Annotated in this window: 19 protein-coding genes and 1 pseudogene; 6 read left to right on the top strand and 14 right to left on the bottom strand. The window is 69.8% G+C overall.

Annotated features, from left to right (window positions below; translation table 11 throughout):
• The 3 genes from IE252_RS42050 to IE252_RS42060 all read right to left on the bottom strand — a co-directional run.
• On the bottom strand, positions 1–335 hold a 335-nt coding region (locus IE252_RS42050), incomplete at its 3' end, for a TetR/AcrR family transcriptional regulator (RefSeq protein WP_190094034.1).
• A gap of 9 nt (positions 336–344) precedes the next feature.
• Positions 345–860, bottom strand: coding sequence for a thiol-disulfide oxidoreductase DCC family protein (locus IE252_RS42055; RefSeq protein WP_190094803.1), 516 nt, complete (start codon positions 858–860; stop codon positions 345–347).
• 5 nt (positions 861–865) lie between these two features.
• On the bottom strand, positions 866–1,291 hold the full coding sequence (locus IE252_RS42060) for a hypothetical protein (protein ID WP_190094804.1): 426 nt from the start codon (positions 1,289–1,291) through the stop codon (positions 866–868).
• A gap of 260 nt (positions 1,292–1,551) precedes the next feature.
• Between IE252_RS42060 and IE252_RS42065 the strand changes: the two genes are divergently transcribed.
• Positions 1,552–1,785, top strand: a complete 234-nt coding sequence (locus tag IE252_RS42065; RefSeq protein WP_229849154.1) for a zeta toxin family protein — start codon at positions 1,552–1,554, stop codon at positions 1,783–1,785.
• Positions 1,786–1,847: 62 nt separating this feature from the next.
• Here the strand turns inward: IE252_RS42065 and IE252_RS44210 are convergent.
• The 3 genes and pseudogenes from IE252_RS44210 to IE252_RS42080 form a co-directional block, all read right to left on the bottom strand.
• Positions 1,848–2,078: pseudogene (locus IE252_RS44210) on the bottom strand (type II toxin-antitoxin system RelE family toxin); the annotation flags it as partial.
• A 310-nt stretch (positions 2,079–2,388) separates the two neighbouring features.
• Positions 2,389–2,766, bottom strand: coding sequence for a nuclear transport factor 2 family protein (locus IE252_RS42075; protein WP_190094805.1), 378 nt, complete (start codon positions 2,764–2,766; stop codon positions 2,389–2,391).
• Between the two features lie 429 nt (positions 2,767–3,195).
• Positions 3,196–3,975 (bottom strand): hypothetical protein, encoded by a 780-nt coding sequence (locus IE252_RS42080; protein ID WP_190094806.1) that lies wholly within the window; start codon positions 3,973–3,975, stop codon positions 3,196–3,198.
• A 546-nt stretch (positions 3,976–4,521) separates the two neighbouring features.
• On the opposite strand from IE252_RS42080, the gene IE252_RS42085 reads away from it, so the two are divergent.
• The gene (locus IE252_RS42085; RefSeq protein ID WP_190094807.1) at positions 4,522–5,340 is read left to right on the top strand and encodes a S1 family peptidase; all 819 of its coding nucleotides are present in this window, start codon (positions 4,522–4,524) and stop codon (positions 5,338–5,340) included.
• A 208-nt stretch (positions 5,341–5,548) separates the two neighbouring features.
• Here IE252_RS42085 and IE252_RS42090 read toward each other — a convergent pair whose 3' ends face one another.
• The 5 genes from IE252_RS42090 to IE252_RS42110 all read right to left on the bottom strand — a co-directional run bounded on the left by IE252_RS42090 (position 5,549) and on the right by IE252_RS42110 (position 9,717).
• A complete protein-coding gene (locus IE252_RS42090) occupies positions 5,549–5,953 on the bottom strand; it encodes an aggregation-promoting factor C-terminal-like domain-containing protein (RefSeq protein WP_190094808.1) in 405 nt (134 codons plus the stop codon).
• Between the two features lie 446 nt (positions 5,954–6,399).
• A complete protein-coding gene (locus tag IE252_RS42095) occupies positions 6,400–7,005 on the bottom strand; it encodes an HAAS signaling domain-containing protein (RefSeq protein ID WP_190094809.1) in 606 nt (201 codons plus the stop codon).
• Positions 7,002–7,376: a PadR family transcriptional regulator gene (locus IE252_RS42100; protein WP_190094810.1), complete on the bottom strand. Its 375-nt coding sequence runs from the start codon at positions 7,374–7,376 to the stop codon at positions 7,002–7,004. The genes IE252_RS42095 and IE252_RS42100 overlap by 4 nt, the downstream gene beginning before the upstream one ends.
• Positions 7,377–7,611: 235 nt before the next feature.
• A complete protein-coding gene (locus IE252_RS42105) occupies positions 7,612–9,084 on the bottom strand; it encodes an MFS transporter (RefSeq protein ID WP_190094811.1) in 1,473 nt (490 codons plus the stop codon).
• Positions 9,085–9,195: 111 nt separating this feature from the next.
• Positions 9,196–9,717, bottom strand: a complete 522-nt coding sequence (locus IE252_RS42110; protein ID WP_190094812.1) for a cupin domain-containing protein — start codon at positions 9,715–9,717, stop codon at positions 9,196–9,198.
• Between the two features lie 180 nt (positions 9,718–9,897).
• On the opposite strand from IE252_RS42110, the gene IE252_RS42115 reads away from it, so the two are divergent.
• Together IE252_RS42115 and IE252_RS42120 are read left to right on the top strand one after the other, a co-directional pair.
• A complete protein-coding gene (locus IE252_RS42115) occupies positions 9,898–10,389 on the top strand; it encodes a MarR family winged helix-turn-helix transcriptional regulator (protein ID WP_190094813.1) in 492 nt (163 codons plus the stop codon).
• Between the two features lie 140 nt (positions 10,390–10,529).
• A complete protein-coding gene (locus tag IE252_RS42120) occupies positions 10,530–11,432 on the top strand; it encodes a hypothetical protein (RefSeq protein WP_190094814.1) in 903 nt (300 codons plus the stop codon).
• A gap of 70 nt (positions 11,433–11,502) precedes the next feature.
• Here IE252_RS42120 and IE252_RS42125 read toward each other — a convergent pair whose 3' ends face one another.
• On the bottom strand, positions 11,503–11,724 hold the full coding sequence (locus IE252_RS42125) for a helix-turn-helix domain-containing protein (protein ID WP_190094815.1): 222 nt from the start codon (positions 11,722–11,724) through the stop codon (positions 11,503–11,505).
• Positions 11,724–12,215 (bottom strand): DUF2975 domain-containing protein, encoded by a 492-nt coding sequence (locus IE252_RS42130; protein WP_190094816.1) that lies wholly within the window; start codon positions 12,213–12,215, stop codon positions 11,724–11,726. The genes IE252_RS42125 and IE252_RS42130 overlap by 1 nt, the downstream gene beginning before the upstream one ends.
• 414 nt (positions 12,216–12,629) lie before the next feature.
• On the opposite strand from IE252_RS42130, the gene IE252_RS42135 reads away from it, so the two are divergent.
• Entirely contained in the window at positions 12,630–14,306 is a 1,677-nt protein-coding gene (locus tag IE252_RS42135) for a hypothetical protein (protein WP_190094817.1), read from the top strand.
• A gap of 652 nt (positions 14,307–14,958) precedes the next feature.
• Complete coding sequence (locus IE252_RS42140; RefSeq protein WP_190094818.1) at positions 14,959–15,246, top strand: hypothetical protein; 288 nt, start codon at positions 14,959–14,961, stop codon at positions 15,244–15,246.
• Between the two features lie 82 nt (positions 15,247–15,328).
• Here IE252_RS42140 and IE252_RS43795 read toward each other — a convergent pair.
• On the bottom strand, positions 15,329–15,516 hold a 188-nt coding region (locus IE252_RS43795; RefSeq protein ID WP_229849153.1), incomplete at its 5' end, for a hypothetical protein.

The raw sequence follows: 15,516 nt of genomic DNA on the forward strand, positions 1-15,516 counted from the left end.
TCGTGGTAGGGGGCCGCGATGTCCAGCCAGGCACGCAGCACCCCCGCCAGGCGCGCCTCCAGATCGCTCTCGCGGTCCAGGACGTCGCGGACCGCCGCCTGGTGCTCGGCGGCGATCCGGTCGTAGAACCCCTGGATCAGGTGTTCCTTGCCCGCGAAGTAGTAGTACGCGTTGCCGACCGAGACCCCGGCCTCTTTGGCGATGGCCCGCATGGTCGTCTTGTCGTAACCCAGCTCCTGGAACAACCGCATCGCGGTCTCCAGGATCAGGGTGCGGGTCTGCTCGCCCTTGGCGGGACCCTGCTCGCTCTGCGGGACCTGGTTCTCTGCCGGCACGGCACGAACCTAATCGGCCGCGGAACAGGTGCCGCCGCAGGCTCCGGGCCCGGTGTAGCGCCAGCCGTTGCCCGGGTCGTACGTCCACCCGTCCTTGCGCTGGTAGGCGCCGCCGCCCGCCCGCGCCACCCGGCGGTCCCGCTCGCCCTCGCGGTAGCGGGAGGCGACGATCACCGTGCCGCGCGCGAGCAGCGCCCCGGCCGGGGTGGACAGGCGGTGGGCCATGGGCCGGTACTGGCGCAGCGCCCACAGGCACACCACCCAGGCGGCCGGGCCCCGGTAGACCTGACCGCCGTCGGCCACGACGGTGATCTCCTCGAAGGTGGTCGCGTGGTCGAGCCGGGGGAAGCGGCGGCGGGCCTCGGCCGACCCGGCGGGCACCAGGTCGAGCGGGACCAGTTGACGCTGCTTCACCAGCCAGTCGCGCAGGAAGGCGCAGAGCGGGCAGTCGGCGTCGTAGAGGACCGTGAGCCGGCGGACCGGGACGCGCGCGGCGCCCCGGTCGGCGGTGGTTGCGGTGGCCATCGGGCTCAGGCCCCGGTCGGCGCGGCCCAGGGGCCCTGGCCGCCGGTGAAGTCCTGCGGCGGGACCGGCGGGTTCTGCTCCCGCTCCATGATGCCCCGGCGGCGGAACTTGTTGAGCGCGTACACATTGCCCAGGTGCATCACGCCGAGGACCAGCAGCACCACGCCGAGCTTCGTCGACAGGGCCTCGAAGACCCCCCGGGCGTTGTCGATGGTCGTGTCGTCCTGCAGGTAGAGCGCGACGAACCCGAGGTTGACCAGGTAGAAGCCGACGACGAGCAGGTGGTTGACGGCGTCGGCGAGCTTCTCGTCGCCGTGCAGGACGTCGGCCAGGAAGATCCGGCCGTTGCGGCTGAGCGTACGGGCCACCCAGACCGTGAGGCTGACGCTGATCAGCAGGTAGATGACGTACGAGACAACTGTGAGGTCCATGATCCCGCCCCTTCTCGGACTCTTCTTGAACGTGTTCAAGAAGCTGTGGTCAGGACTCTAGACCTCCTTTTGAACATGTTCAAGCCCAGGGTGTTCGGGCCGGGCCCGGGAGAACGCCGGGGCCTCCTCGGGCACCGGGCACCCGAAGCGGCACGCCTCCGGCACCAGTGCCGTCGGTCGCCAGCAGGACCACGGCGCAGCCGAACTCCGACGTGGGGCGGGACCGGCTCTCCGCGGAGCATCGCGACGGTGGCGCGGTGGTGGAGTCCACCCTGGCCGAGGTCCAGGAGTTCCGGACGTCCGCCGAGCGATACCGGCGGGCCGCGTACCGGATCGAGGTGGTGGCGATGGCGGCCGCGGAGGCGCTGAGCCGGCTCTCAGTCGTGGACCGCTTCGTGCCGGAGGCGGTGGCCGGTACGTGGCGTGGGACAACCACGACGCCTGCGCGAAGGGGATGTTGTCGACGATGGCGGTCATCGAAGCCGAGCTCCTGACCGATCGCCTCACCGTGGCACGGCGTCGCGCTCGCCCGTGGTGGTGTTCGGCGCAGGCGTCCGAGGTGAATCACGCTGACGCGGATCTGCTGGTCGCTCACCTCGTACCTCACGCGGTAGCGGCCGACGTGGATGCGCAACACGTCCGCGCCGCTGAACGCTCCCTCGGGGCGCGGGTCGTCGGCGAGGCGGTCGACGGCGGTGAACACCTGCCGCACGCCCGCAGGGTCGTCCTCGGCGAACTGCTCCGCCTGCGCGAGGGCCTCGGGCTCCGAGATGACCGCGTAGCTCACGCCTCAGTGCGCGTTCCGCGGCCGTTGCCGGTTTCCAGCCGTTCGCGTCAGCAGCGGCCGAAACCAACGGCCCGCACCATCGTCTGGGCTTGGACCGGCGTGATGAAGGCCGCGGTTCGTGTGGCGCTGGTCCTGAGCCCGACAGCGAGCCCCCGTACTGGCCGCCCCGCGCGAGGAACGCGCCCGCAGCCGCAGCGAGAAGGGCATCCGCTGGGGCGGGCGCTCCCTCTTCGCCGCAACCTGACCGACCGTGAACCGCAGCCCCTCAGTGCCGAAAGGGACAAGTGCACGAGAGCGACAGCGGGACGACTCAGGAGACGGGCGGCCCGATCTCTCCCGCGAAGACGATGACCTGGTCGATGAGGTTCCGCCGCAGATGGACGACGTCCGTTCCCGCCAGGCGGGGGCCTCCGCCCGGCGTGGTGAACACCCACTGGTACCGGGCCCACTCGTCGGGCATGTCCACCGCTGAGCAGCGCACCATCGTGCCGGTCCCCGCCGGGTGGCGCCGGATGTCCAGCACGAAGCGCTCGACCGCCGCGATTCCTTCGCTGCGGCCCAACGGCCCCCAGAACACCACGTCTGGGGTCAGGGCCTGGGAGAGCAGGGCGGTGACATAGCTGTCGTCCGAGGCGTTGAACGCGGAGATGAACATGTCGATCGCGGAGCGTGCCGTCTCTTCCTGCATGCCCCAGTAATACCAGCCGTTGCGCGTGCGCCCGCCAGGCCCTCGTCGCCGAGCAGGGCACATGGTCACAGCCCCTCCCCGAAATCACCGTCATCCGCTGACGGGCCCGTACGGTCAGGCCGGCTCACGATCCCACGATGGCGGCAAGACCACCGCTCCCAGCACCGCAGACGGTCGGTGGCACAGAGCGGCAGTTGGGCGAGCACCGCCCCTCTCGGCTGCCTGGATCCAGTTCGCCCACCCGAAGATGAAGCGATATGACCGACGCCACGCATCAGCCCCCCGGATACCGGGCCGGCGGCGCGCTGAATGCGCAGGGGGTGGGGTCCGCAGCCCGGGCCCTGAGCTCGACTTCGGCGAAAACCCGGGGCCGGTGGCCCCTGCGACACCGCACGGGGCGGGGCGGAGGCCACCGGGCCGGGCTCGGGCTCAGATCTCGCAGCCGCTCTCCGTCCCGAAGAAGGGCAGGTCCTCGGAGCAGGTGTCCGTGCCGCCACCGCCGTCCACGGTGCCGGTGGCCTCCGCGCCTACGTGGAGGTTGTCGTTGCCCGCCCCGCCCGCGACCGTGCAGTCGTTGGAGTCGACGACGTCGATGGTGTCGCCGCCGCCCTCGCCCGCCAGTGTGCTCAGGGTGCAGACGCCGACGGTGAGGGTGTCGTCACCGTCGTCGCCGTGGATGCTGGCGGCGTCGCTGAGGGTGACGGTGCTGAGGTTGGCGAAGTCCGCTCCGGAGCCGAGATGCATATCGTCCGCGAGCACCGTGCCGAGAACAGTGACACGGTCGACGCCGCCGGCGGTGTCGATGTTGCCGGAGTCGTTGCCTGTCACGGTGACACGGTCGTCACCGGCGCCCGTACTGATCGTCCCGAGGGAGTTGCCGAGGACTTGGACCGTGTCGTCACCGATCCCGGTGTCGAACGCCGCGCCGTCCACGCTGCCCGCGGAGATGAAGTCGTTGCCGGCGCCGGAGTCCACATTGCCACTGGCGTTCAGCACGATGGTGATCGTGTCGTTGCCACCGAGACTGTTGATCGTCTGGCCGGGCAGCAGGAACAGGCAGTTGATGGTGTCGTTGCCGTTGGTCTCCGCGCCCGTGCACTGTGCGGGCAGGGCTGAAGCGGTCGTGGCCGAAAGCCCGACCACCCCGATGGACATGAACGCCACGGCGGCCACCCAGGCCATGCCACGACGCAGGGGAATCGCATACATCAAAGGCTCCTCTCCGCCCGGTCGCCGATATACGGGGCAACCGGGCGGGACCAGGTCGAGCGCGAGGGTCCGCCGGATGGCGTGAGAGCCGGGGGAAGGTACCGTCCACGCTCGGGGCGCCACCACCACCGACGCTTGAAGTGTGCGCACGATTTTGGCTGAAAATATGAGGCGCGCGCACCGACGCTCGGTAGTGCGATCCAGCGCCCGGACGGCCCGCGAGCGCCGCTCACCAGGGAGCCGGGCCCGGGCCTTCAGGGAATCACCCGGGATGTTTGCCCCGGCACGGCAGGCCCCGGTCAGCGGGTGGGCTCAGGCGAGCCGTTGAGGTCTGCCCGGAGCGTATGGCTCCTTCTGTCTGCCCCGTGGCACCACCGAAAGTGAGACAGGGCCCTTGGCTGGACACACCCGACTCACCTCCGAGTTTCCCCCGTGCCGAGGTAGGGCTGGCCGCAGGGTCGACCGGCCTGTTGGCCGGATGGTCTGGCCGGCCTGGTGCGGCGAGGCTGAGCGCACAAGATCCACCGAGCAACAAGGGAACCCTCTGTGCTGAGTCTCAAGCCATCGCGCCGCCGTACCGTCCGTACCGCCGCCGTCGGCGCCCTCGCCGTCGCGGTCTGCACCACCGTGATGGCCGGTAGCGCCACCGCCATCGTCAACGGGTCCGATTCCAGCGAGAGTTACCCCTTCATGGCGGTCATCCCGGAGTCGGCGCCGTCGCAGGGCCTGGTCGACGGGAACTGCGGGGCATCGCTGATCGACAAGCAGTGGGTGCTGACCGCGGCCCACTGCCTCGCGGTCGAGGGCATCGAACTCGACGGCATCGTGCGCATCGGCACCGACCACCGCAAGTCCGGCGGCACCGTCCGCAAGATCGACCGGTCCTTCGTCCACCCCGGCTACGTCAACGGCGACAACAAGGCCGCCAACAAGAACGACATCGCGCTGATACGCCTGGACCGCCCGGTCACCCAGAAGCCCATCAAGATCGCCGACGAGCCCGGGAAGCCCGGCACCCCCACCCGGCTCCTGGGCTTCGGCACCACCAGCGACACCGAACTCGCCTTCCCCGACCGGCTGCAGGAGCTGAACACCCGCAGGGGCGCCGTGTCCGAGTGTGCGCCCGGCTACGCGGACCGCACCCGCCTGTGCACGATCAGCACCAAGCCGAACGCCATGGCCTGCTTCGGCGACTCCGGCGGGCCGCAGATCCAGAAGGGCCGAGGTGGCCGCTGGGAGCTGATCGGCGTCACCTCCGGGCCCGGCGCCCCGAAGGTCCCGTGCTCCGGGGGCCCCGGCCTCTACACCAGCGCACCCGCCTACCTGAACTGGATCACCAAGACGATAAAGGCCAACGCCGCCTGAGCCGAACCGGCACCCGTGTGGGGCTGCGCCCCCTTACCAGGGGCGCAGCCTAGCGCGGTCCGGGAGCGCTGACGTCCGACGCTGCACCGGGCTCCGCGCGCCGGGCCGGCTCGGCGGGTGGCAGGCGCCGCGCCTCCGCATACGCGAAGACGCTCGGCCGGGTATTCCCGGTCGAGCGTCTTCGTGTGTGTCTGCTGCCGCTGGTGGCTTAGTACCAGTGGTGGGTCTGCCAGAAGTTCCAGGCGCCCACGGGGCTGCCGTAGCGGTCGTTCATGTAGTCCAGGCCCCACTTGATCTGGGTGGCCGGATTCGTCTTCCAGTCCGCACCCGCCGAAGCCATCTTCGACGCCGGCAGAGCCTGCACCAGGCCATAGGCGCCCGAGGAGGAGTTCGTGGCGGTGTGGTCCCAGCCACTCTCACGCGAAACGATGTTGTTGAACGCCGCGAACTGCGCCGGGTCCTTGATCATCTGCTGGGCTATCGCCTTCGCACTCACCGGAGCCGCCTGAGCGGGAACGGTGGCGAGCATCGAACCGGCGGCACCCAGGGCGACGACGGCACCCGCGAGGGTCTTCTTCGAAGCGGCGATACGGCGGATGACGGACTGGGACACAGAGAAGCCTTCCAACGGGAACAAGGACCATCGCGGCACGCCACAGGCATGCGTGAGCCACTCACGTAAAAGAGAGGGATTCACCAGCGGCGGGGAGAAACACCCGGGCCGCTCGGCGACTCATCCAGTTCTACCGGCGTCCCGCCCGCCTGGCAACGACCCCACCTACTAGCGGGCCTCGCAGCACACCACCAACGCCCCCGGCGCCGCTGGAGAGTGATTTGTGCAGGTGGGAGCCTATGTAAGGACGGGGGTGCGGCAAGCCGTGGAGCTACGAAGCCCGCTCGTACGTGACATAGGTCCTATGGGACGGCTCACCCTCGGGACGCCCGATTATCACCAAGAGTCACCATACGTACCCTTCCGAGACGCCACTGAGATCGGGCGATCACCTCGAAAACCCAGGAAAACGACGCCCCGGATGCCGCACTTCACCGGCCCCGCGCTCAGGCCTGGCGGGCTCGCCACAGCCATGTGGCCGTGCCGGTCAGCAGGGCGAGCATCGCCAGGTTGGCCAGGAGAGCGGGGGTGTCGCCCGCCGGGCCGCTGCTGGACAGGTTCCAGGCGCCGATGACGACGGTCGGCAGGACGGCCGTGACCAGTACGCCGGTGGTCTTCTGGACGGCGGTCCAGTGGACCGACGTGCACAGAAGTACCGCGCCGGTGATGCGGAACAGGACGCCGATCAGCGGGCCGGGGAGGTCGGGGAAGATCATCATGAAGGGCAGCGAGAGGGTGAGCATGAGGAGGGGGACCAGGGGGTGCACCTTGCCGCGCCGGGCGGGGGCGTCGGCGCCGCTGCGAGCGGGTGCCCCGGCGGGCCCGAGGCCCGCCTCGACCGACTCGGCCAGTGCCGTCTGCGCGATCGTGCGGGGGTCCCCGAGCTCGGTCAGGACCGTGGCGATCGCGGTGTCGGGGCGTTCGGCGCGGGTCACCTCGATGTGTTCGGCGAGGTCGGCGAGGAGTTCCTGGCGGCGCTCGGCGGGGAGTGCGCAGGCCTCGCGTTCGACGGCGCGCAGGTAGTCGCGTATGGGGTCGGTCGAGGTCTTCATGCGAGGTCTCCGGTGGTGGGGGGCGGGGTGGTCAGGAAAGCGTCGACGGCGTCGCGGAAGCCGGGCCAGATACGGGTGAACTCCTCCAGGGCCGCCCGGCCGCTGTCGGTGAGCGCGTAGTAGCGGCGCGGTGGGCCCGAGGCGGACTCCTGCCAGGTGGTGGTGACCAGGTCGTCGCGGCGCAGCCGGGAGAGCAGCGGATAGACCGTGCCCTGGCTGGTGGCCAGGGCACCGGAGGCCTCCAGGGCCTGGAGGAGTTCCACGCCGTAGCGGGGGCGGTCCCGCATCAGGGCGAGTACGCAGTACTCCAGGACCCCCTTGCGCAGTTGGGCCGCCGCCCGGGCCTGCTTGGTCGAATCACCTGGTTCCATGCGATGCAAGATACCTGGTGCGGCAAGTGGGTGGGGAAGGAGGGGGTGCGGTGCGGGGCCCGGCCTGCCGGTCGTGGGAGGGGGAGGTGGCGTAACACTCCAGCCGCGAGAGCCGAGGCTGATCCATGCGCCCGCAGGCCGACACGGCCCGAGCGCTGATCCCCCCTGTTCTCACACGTTCGAGAGGCCACTCCGCCTGCGCCGGAGTGGCCTCTCGAACATAGGGACAGCGGGATCAGACGTGGACCACGGGGCGGGACTCGGCGGTGGTGTGCTTGCCGACTTCGCGCGGTGCGGGCTTGCGCAGGCCGAGGGCGGTCAGGGCGGTGAGGGCGATGCCGGCGACCGCGATGAGGACCGCCTTGCGCAGGCCGTCGGTGGTCGCCGAGCGGAGTGCTTCGCCGGTGAGGCCGTCGAGGCCGGAGTTGGCTACGGCGACGAGGAGTGCGAGGCCGACCGCGCCGCCGATCTGCTGGCTGGTCGAGGCGACGCCGGAGGCGATGCCCTGTTCCTCGGCGAGTACGCCGAGCGCCGCGGCGCCGAACATCAGGGTGTAGCCGGCGCCCTGGCCGATGCCCAGCACGATCAGGCCCGGCACCAGGGCGAGGTAGGACGCCCCGGTCGACATCGTCAGGGCGACCAGCACGGTGCCGGCCCCGCCCACGGCCAGCGCCGCGATCATGACCGGTCGGATGCCGTACTTGGTGGCGAGGCGGCCCGCGGTCTGCGCGCCGGTCGCGATGGCGACCATCGGGACGAGGAAGGCGAGGCCGGTGGTCATCGGGCCGTACCCGTGCACGCTCTGGAAGTACACGGTGAGGAAGTACAGCAGGGTACCGAAGGTGCCCATGTAGAGGAACGTGATGACGCTGCCGACCGCCAGGTTGCGGTTGCGGAACAGCTCCAGCGGCAGGAGCGGGTGGGTGCTGCGTATTTCGACCGCGATGAACGTGGCGAGCAGCAGTACGCCGGAGAGCGCGGCGGCGAGTACGAGCGGGGAGGTCCAGCCGGACTCGGGGCCCTGGACGAGCGTGAAGACCAGCGCGGTGATGCCGACCGTGGAGGTGAGCGCCCCCGCCAGGTCGAACGAGGAGCGGTCGCCGGTGCGCGGCGCATCGGGGGCGATCAGCTTGAAGGCGAGCAGCGCGGCCGCGCCGGCGAGGGGGACGTTGACGTAGAAGACCGCCTGCCAGCCGAACGCGTCGGTCAGCACGCCTCCGAGGAGGGAGCCGAGGATCATCCCGCTGCCGCCCGCTGTGCCCCAGACGGCGAACGCCCTGTTGCGCTCCTTGCCTTCGGCGAAGCTGGTGGAGACCAGGGTCAGGGTGGCGGGGAAGAGGAAGGCGCCGCCGATGCCCTGCACGGCGCGCGCCGCGATGAGCGTTCCGGGGTCGGTGGCCAGGCCGCCGAGCAGCGAGGAGGCGGCGTAGAGGGCCAGGCCGAGCGCGAACATGCGGCGCGGCCCGAACAGGTCGCTCGCCCGGCCGCCGAGCAGCAGGAACCCGCCGAAGGCGACCGCGTAGGCGCTGATCACCCACTGCAGGCTCTGCGCGGAGAAGCCGAGTCCGGAGCCGATCTCGGGGAGGGCGACGTAGACGATGTTGTAGTCGATGGAGATGACCAGCTGGGCGAACGCCAGCAGGGCGAGGGTGAGTCCCAGACGGCGGTGCGGTGGTGTCGTGGTGCGCTCGGGCGCGGTTTCGGGCATGGCGGAGCCAACTCTCTGGGCGGGTAAGGGGTTTGTCGGTGTGAGCATGTGGGGGGGGAAGCGGGGTGGGGTTGGTAGGGCTGGTGGGGGTGGCTGGGCTGGCGGAGTTGCTCAGCTGCCGGTGCCGTACGCGGCGGCCTCGGCCAGCGAGGCCTGCCACACCGGGCTGTCGAAGTAGTGGTTGTCGTACGTCTGCGAGCTGTCCTTGATCTCCTGGACGGTCGCCTCGCCGCGGTACACGCGCTCCAGCAGCCGGTAGTAGTCGAAGCGGTGCAGGCCCGGCGTGAAGACGACGAGCAGCTCGGCGGTGCTGCCCGGCGCGGGCGCGAAGGCGTGCGGCACCGTGGGCGGCACGGTGAGGAAGTCGCCCTTCTCCAGCGTGTGCACCTCGTCCTGGACGAGGATGCGCATCGTGCCGTCGAGCACGAGGAACATCTCCGTCGCCTTCGTGTGGAAGTGCGCGGGGGCGCCCGGCGAACCCTTCTCGAACGTGGCCTTGTTGGCGGTGAGCGCGCCGCCCGTGTCGCCCGCGTCGGCCAGCAGGGTGATCAGGCTGGTGGCGCCGTCCTGCAGGGACTCGGCCTGCTCGGCGCGGACCAGGACGGGACGCTGGGGCTGGGTGGAGGCGGTCATCAGGGTGGGTTCTCCTCGTGGCTTGGGCATGACGGGGTGGGGCCGCGCAGCCGATCAGCGGCCGACGCAACCCATTTAGTTGCCGTGAGGAATATCCTCGCGGCAGCCAATTTTCTACCGGCAAGATCGTCCGCGCGTCAACTATCCGCGCAGCAAATATTTGGGGCTAGGATGAGAGACATGGATGCCGATGTCTTCGACGACCCCCGCCTGACCGTGACCGGCCTGTTCTTCGAGGCCCACGAAGGGCTGATCGCGAAGCTGGCACCGACCATGGCCAAAGCGGGGCTCTCCCCTCTGGACTTCGGCGCCCTGATGCGGCTGACCCGCTCACCGGGAGGGCGGCTGCGGATGACCGATCTGGCCGCCCAGTTGTTCCTGTCCACCAGCGGCGTCACCCGGGTCGTCGACCGTCTGCAACGCGGCGATCTCGTACGCCGCGAATCAAGCCCCGACGACCGGCGCAGCACCTACGCCGTACTCACCACCGAAGGCACCGACCGGCTGCGCGGAGTGCTCGCCGACCACCTCGACGACATCGAGCGCTGGTTCACCAGCCTCTACACCCCCGAAGAGCTCAACCACCTGGTCACCGACCTGCGTACCCTGCGCGACGCGGTCCACCCCAACGCGGCGAAGAACACCGCACCCCCGCCGGCCACCTCAGCGTGAAACCCGGCAAGCCCCGCGACGGCGTACGACTGGTGGGCTCAGGCTGCGGCTTGCCCCGGGCGACGGCAGATGATGATCTGTGCAGGTCAGAGCGGTAGGCGAGTCCACAGGGTCCATAGGGTCCACAGGGGGATGCGGAAATGATCGAGGTTGGGCGCGATGGGGCCTTCACCGTCAACTGCGTCGGGGTGGATCGTCTGCCGTTCCCGCTGAGTTTCACCGTTCGTGAAACCGGCGGTTCGTGGCAGATCGATGCTTCGGCGGCCCAGGCCGGCGAGTTGGCCGACATACTCGCGCGCTCGGCGAACGACACGTTCCTCGTCGTGGACCTGGCGACGAACAGCTTCCTGGACGAGGACTTCCAGCAGTGGCGGCCGTCGTTGATCGCCGCGGAACAGGGAGTCGACTTCACCACTCACCCGATCGGGGCGTGGGCTTCTGACGCCCCGGGACTCGGTGAGGAGATCCTGGTGATGCACCGCGACGGTCTGCCCCGGTTCCTGGACGGCAGTTGGTACCCGTACGAGCTGTCCCTCATCGACGTACCGACAGCGCCGAGCCCGGCCCAGCTCGACGAGATCACTCTGGCCATCGGAACAACCGCCTTCGACGAGCCGCTCCTCCCCCGCATCGAGGGCTCGCACCTCTGGTTTTCCGGGCACGACGACTGCTACCTGACGATCGAGTCGACCGATCCCACCATGCCCGCACGGGTCCTGAGCCGTCTGCTGGCCCTGCTGGCCGGTTCCGCACTCGCCAACGCCGGTGAAACGTCCTCGGTGAGGATCCCCGAACCGGACACCGCGACGACAGACCGGCTGATCCGCGAACACCCCCACTGGATCGGATCCGTTGAGGCCACCTCGGCAACCCTGGCGACCATCCGCCTGTCCGCTCTGCCGCAGCCATGGCGACTCGGCCAGCAACCACCCGCGCATGCCGACCATATAGCAACGCTCGACCTGACCCGAGGCACCTGGCACATCGCCCCCGCCGACACACAGGGTTCCGTGAACGTCTCGACGATCGTCGGAAACAGGTAAGAACGGCACCGTTGAGAGGGAGTTGGCCAAAGGCAAGCGGGACCGGCGATGACGCGTCGCCAGGCACGGTTCATGCGCCCGCGGCGTCCTCGGCCTCCCAGCGCAGCAGGTCGCCCGGCTGGCACTCCAGCACCTCGCACAGCGCGGCGAGCGTCGCGAAGCGCACCGCCTTGGCGCGGCCGTTCTTGAGTACCGCCAGGTTGGCGGGCGTGATCCCTATGCGGTCCGCGAGCTCGCCCACCGACATCTTGCGTTTGGCCAGCATGACGTCGATGTCGACGGCGATCGCCATCAGATCACCTCGTCCAGCTCGGCCTGCATCTGCGCCGCTTCGACGTCGCGGGCGACGGCCTGGGCGAGCAGCATCCGCAGGACGAGCACGATGAGCGCGACTCCCAGGATGGCCACGCCGATCCCGCCCATGATCACGGTGACGCCCGGATCGTCCCGCTGGCCCGGCGCGTTGACGGCCGTGACCGCGAACCACACGAGGGCGGCCGCCACGATCGCGCCGATCACGCCGTCCACGTACCGGAAGGCGGCATAGGAGAACACGGTGCCGCGTCGCACCATCGCCACCAGCCGCCACACACAGACCAGGGCGACCTGGGCCGACGCCATGCCCAGGATCGTGATCACGCGCAGCGCGGTCAGCGGGAGCGTCCCGTCCTCCGGATCACTCCCACTGACCAACGCCCACGCCATCCCCGCCTGTACGAACACGGTGCCGGCGAGCACCACCACGAGCACGGCGCGCAGCGCGCGCACTGTCAGCTTTCCCATGACCCATCTTCCTATCGATCTACGATGGGAATCTATCGAATCTCGATAGGTGAAGCAAGGGCTGGGTCGGAGGGTGGGCGGCGGTGGCGACGGTTTCGCACCATGGCGCCATGCCGCCGCCCCCTCGGGTGGCTTCGATGCCCACGTACTGGCAGGAGGCGCTGGCCATGGTCGGCGCCGGGGCCGTGTGGCCCGCTCCACGAGTGGTGAAAGCGGATGGTCCGCGGTCAGGGCGCCTCCCCCTCCCGGCGATGAAGGCTGCCGGGGAGACGTTCCCTCCGGTTCTTCGACGGTTGGCCGGATTTGGCGGCTCGCCCGTTACGGATGCTTGGCGGTGCCCTGCCGTGGACAGCTACACGCCCAGCGGCCAGTGAGATGGCCGGTCGTCACGCCGACATCCAGGGAGAACCAGACGTGAGCGGTGAAGCTGATCAGGCGGGTAGCGCGGTTCGCTTCGTTCTCGACGAGTCGTCCGTACACGCCGTATATCCGCCGGCAGCTCAGGCGGGCAACTACACAGCCGTCCTCCCGCACATCACGCTCGACCGGGCGGTCCTGCCGTGGGAGCGGACCGTGACCCGATCGGAAGCGGGTTCCGGCCCGTGGCTGGCGCTCCTGGTCTTCGCGGAGAACGAACTGCCTGATGATCCGGAGGCCAGTGGCCGGACCACGATGCGCACCGTCGCCAAGCTGCTCCGGCCGGCCGAGACGGCAACGCTGGGGCCGGAGACGAGCGAACCGTCCGAGGTCGTCGCATGCCGCACGATCGATGTGCCCGCCGAGCTCTTCCACGCCCTCGTTCCCCGCGAGGAAGCGTCGCGCCTCGCGCACGTACGCAGCGTGACCGCCCCTGGCCTGCGCGACGGCGACGAGAGTCTCGCCGGGGGCGAGTACGCGGTGGTCACGGCACGGCGCTTCCCGCGCGCCCCCGGCTCCTACGCCGTGCACCTGGTGTCCCTGAACGGCTATGAGCGCATCCTGCCTGCCGACACCCGGCTGGTGCGGCTGGCCAGCCTGCACTCCTGGTCCTTCACCCACGTCCCGGACGCGGCGCTGGACGTGGCGGGGCTGCTGCACAACGCGGCGGTCTCCGGCCTCAGTGAATCCGCAGCCCGATCCGGGCCGCTTCTCCTGGCCCCGGACACCGCGCCGGTGCCCGGCACACGGATCGGTTCCGGCCCGGACGCCAAGGAACGCCTGGACCGCGGTTACGTTCCCGTACAGCTCCGCACAGTCACCGGCGAGGCTGCTTATGGGTGGTATCGCGGCCCGTTCACACCGGCGACCGCTCCCGACCTGCCGCCGGCCGGTTCCACCACCGCCGACCACGCCCTCATCTACGAGCCCGAGCACGGCCTGTTCGACGTCAGCTACGCCGCCGCGTGGACCCTGGGCCGGACCATCGCCCTCGCCGACCCCGACTACAGTGCGGACATCGTGCGAGCCCGCCGGGAACTCGCGTTCCGCGCAGCCGACTTGACAGGCATGTCCGCTGCGCCCGCTGTTGGTGAGACCCCGGCCGACTCCGAACAGAGCCGCGCCCAGGAAGTCCTCGCCGCCACCGCCGACCAGCGCAGCGCCCCACTCGCCGCATGGCTGGACGACCTCACCCTCCTGCGAGGCATCCCCTTGTCCCACCTCGTGCCCGATGGGCGCCTCCTGGCGCCGGAGTCCCTGCGCCTCTTCAGCATCGACCCCGCCTGGATCTCAGCCCTGGTCGAAGGCGCAGAGTCCACCGGCATCCACACTGCCACGGACGCCGACCTGGCCCCCTACCTCGACCAAGCCGTCACCCGCGCTTCCCACACCGAGACCCCCGCGGCAGCCGTTCTGCTCAACTCCCCGCTCGTACAGGACGCGCCGGCCCTCGACCTCACCGCAACACGCGACGGCCGACCCGTCACCGCCCTGCGCCGCACGCACCCGGCCCCCGATGTGCTCCTCGTCCTCTTCGACGCGGTACCCGACCAGATCGTCATCCGCGAACCCGGCCAGGGCATCCACTTCGGCATCGACAGCGCGAACGAGCGCGAAGCCATCAGCCTGCGCCACCTCACCACCGGCCAGTCCGCGGACACCGAACCGGCCTGACAGTCCCGGCCCGCAAAGGGCGGCTGGCTCACCAAGGGCGCCCAGGCCAGCCGCCCCGCCCCAACCTGCGAGACAACGCCGGCCGACGGCGGAGAATCGCTTCAGGAAGTCCTCGATGCCCCCTCGGATCGGCGCCACAGCGTCGGCTCGCCCTGTCAGATCGGCTTCAACACGCCGAATCGCGGATCGGTGTTCATACGGGGCCAAGCGCTTGGCCGCCGAGTCGCCAGTCGCATCGCACCAACAGGCCATCAGCTCGGCAAGCGCCAGGCGCGTCTGCAAGACCTGGCAGAGACCTGCAAGGTCGTCACGGCATCAACCATGCTGGGATCCCACCTGCGTTCGAGCATGCGCCCTGCGCTATGACGAAACCCTGGTGCAGCATGCCACCTGAACCACAAGGACAGTCCGCCACTTGGGCCAAGGCACTGGGTTGCCTCATCCTGATCCTCCTCCCCTTGGCGATCTGGGTCTTGGTGTCCTTCCAGCACTCGGGGGCCATCCCTTGGTGAGATCCGCCCAAGTGGGGTGGTCAGCTGTTGAGGTCCATGACCGGGACTCCGAGCCCGTCGTACGACTCGGGGGCAACCGTGGCGATCAAAGCGCCCTCCGGCCTTTCCGCCGTGGGACGGGCGGCCTGGAGGAGGCGCCGATGGGGAGCGTGGAGGACGCGCTGCTCGCCTCGGTGGGGAGCAATCCGGCCTCACTGGAATGGTGGCCCCTGAAGTGGCCCGCGATGCCGGAACTGGGTCGGCCCCACTACACCGGCGGATACGGATCGGTAGAGATCACCATCAACTGCCGCGGGCTCCACCTGGAGCAGCCGTCGGACGACCACACCGTCTACGTTCACGTGCAGAGCCAGGACCTGCAACGAGCATGCTGGCTGGCCGCGCGCACCGGACGCGACATCATCGGCGAGCCGCTCTTCGCCGGATAGCCGCGCCCGGCCGACAAGAGGCACTGAACCAGTTCTCACTGTTCCGCGAGGACCGGCTCAGCATCCAACGACACCAGCCGACTTACACAAGATCGCTGACACGTCCAGACCAACCGAGTGGCGACACCCTCCTGAGCGGGACTGCGGAGGGGGTGGCGTCGTCCACGGTCGGGTGGGCGGACCAGGTCGGGGTGCCGGTGGGGCGGTAGCCGTTGGACGGGTCCAGGGCCAGGGTGTTGAGACGGGCCTGGGCGTCCAGGTGGGCGATCA

The organism is Streptomyces melanogenes, from assembly GCF_014649795.1.
GTDB lineage: Bacteria > Actinomycetota > Actinomycetes > Streptomycetales > Streptomycetaceae > Streptomyces > Streptomyces noboritoensis.

Bases quoted from the DNA above. Each gene is read 5' to 3' on its own strand.
- IE252_RS42110 (WP_190094812.1), bottom strand. From the start codon at position 9,717: ATGACCGCCTCCACCCAGCCCCAGCGTCCCGTCCTGGTCCGCGCCGAG.
- IE252_RS42080 (WP_190094806.1), bottom strand. From the start codon at position 3,975: ATGTATGCGATTCCCCTGCGTCGTGGCATGGCCTGGGTGGCCGCCGTG.
- IE252_RS42115 (WP_190094813.1), top strand. From the start codon at position 9,898: ATGGATGCCGATGTCTTCGACGACCCCCGCCTGACCGTGACCGGCCTG.
- IE252_RS42060 (WP_190094804.1), bottom strand. From the start codon at position 1,291: ATGGACCTCACAGTTGTCTCGTACGTCATCTACCTGCTGATCAGCGTC.
- IE252_RS42075 (WP_190094805.1), bottom strand. From the start codon at position 2,766: ATGCAGGAAGAGACGGCACGCTCCGCGATCGACATGTTCATCTCCGCG.
- IE252_RS42100 (WP_190094810.1), bottom strand. From the start codon at position 7,376: ATGGAACCAGGTGATTCGACCAAGCAGGCCCGGGCGGCGGCCCAACTG.
- IE252_RS42125 (WP_190094815.1), bottom strand. From the start codon at position 11,724: ATGGCGATCGCCGTCGACATCGACGTCATGCTGGCCAAACGCAAGATG.
- IE252_RS42140 (WP_190094818.1), top strand. From the start codon at position 14,959: ATGGGGAGCGTGGAGGACGCGCTGCTCGCCTCGGTGGGGAGCAATCCG.
- IE252_RS42130 (WP_190094816.1), bottom strand. From the start codon at position 12,215: ATGGGAAAGCTGACAGTGCGCGCGCTGCGCGCCGTGCTCGTGGTGGTG.
- IE252_RS42120 (WP_190094814.1), top strand. From the start codon at position 10,530: ATGATCGAGGTTGGGCGCGATGGGGCCTTCACCGTCAACTGCGTCGGG.
- IE252_RS42055 (WP_190094803.1), bottom strand. From the start codon at position 860: ATGGCCACCGCAACCACCGCCGACCGGGGCGCCGCGCGCGTCCCGGTC.
- IE252_RS42095 (WP_190094809.1), bottom strand. From the start codon at position 7,005: ATGAAGACCTCGACCGACCCCATACGCGACTACCTGCGCGCCGTCGAA.
- IE252_RS42105 (WP_190094811.1), bottom strand. From the start codon at position 9,084: ATGCCCGAAACCGCGCCCGAGCGCACCACGACACCACCGCACCGCCGT.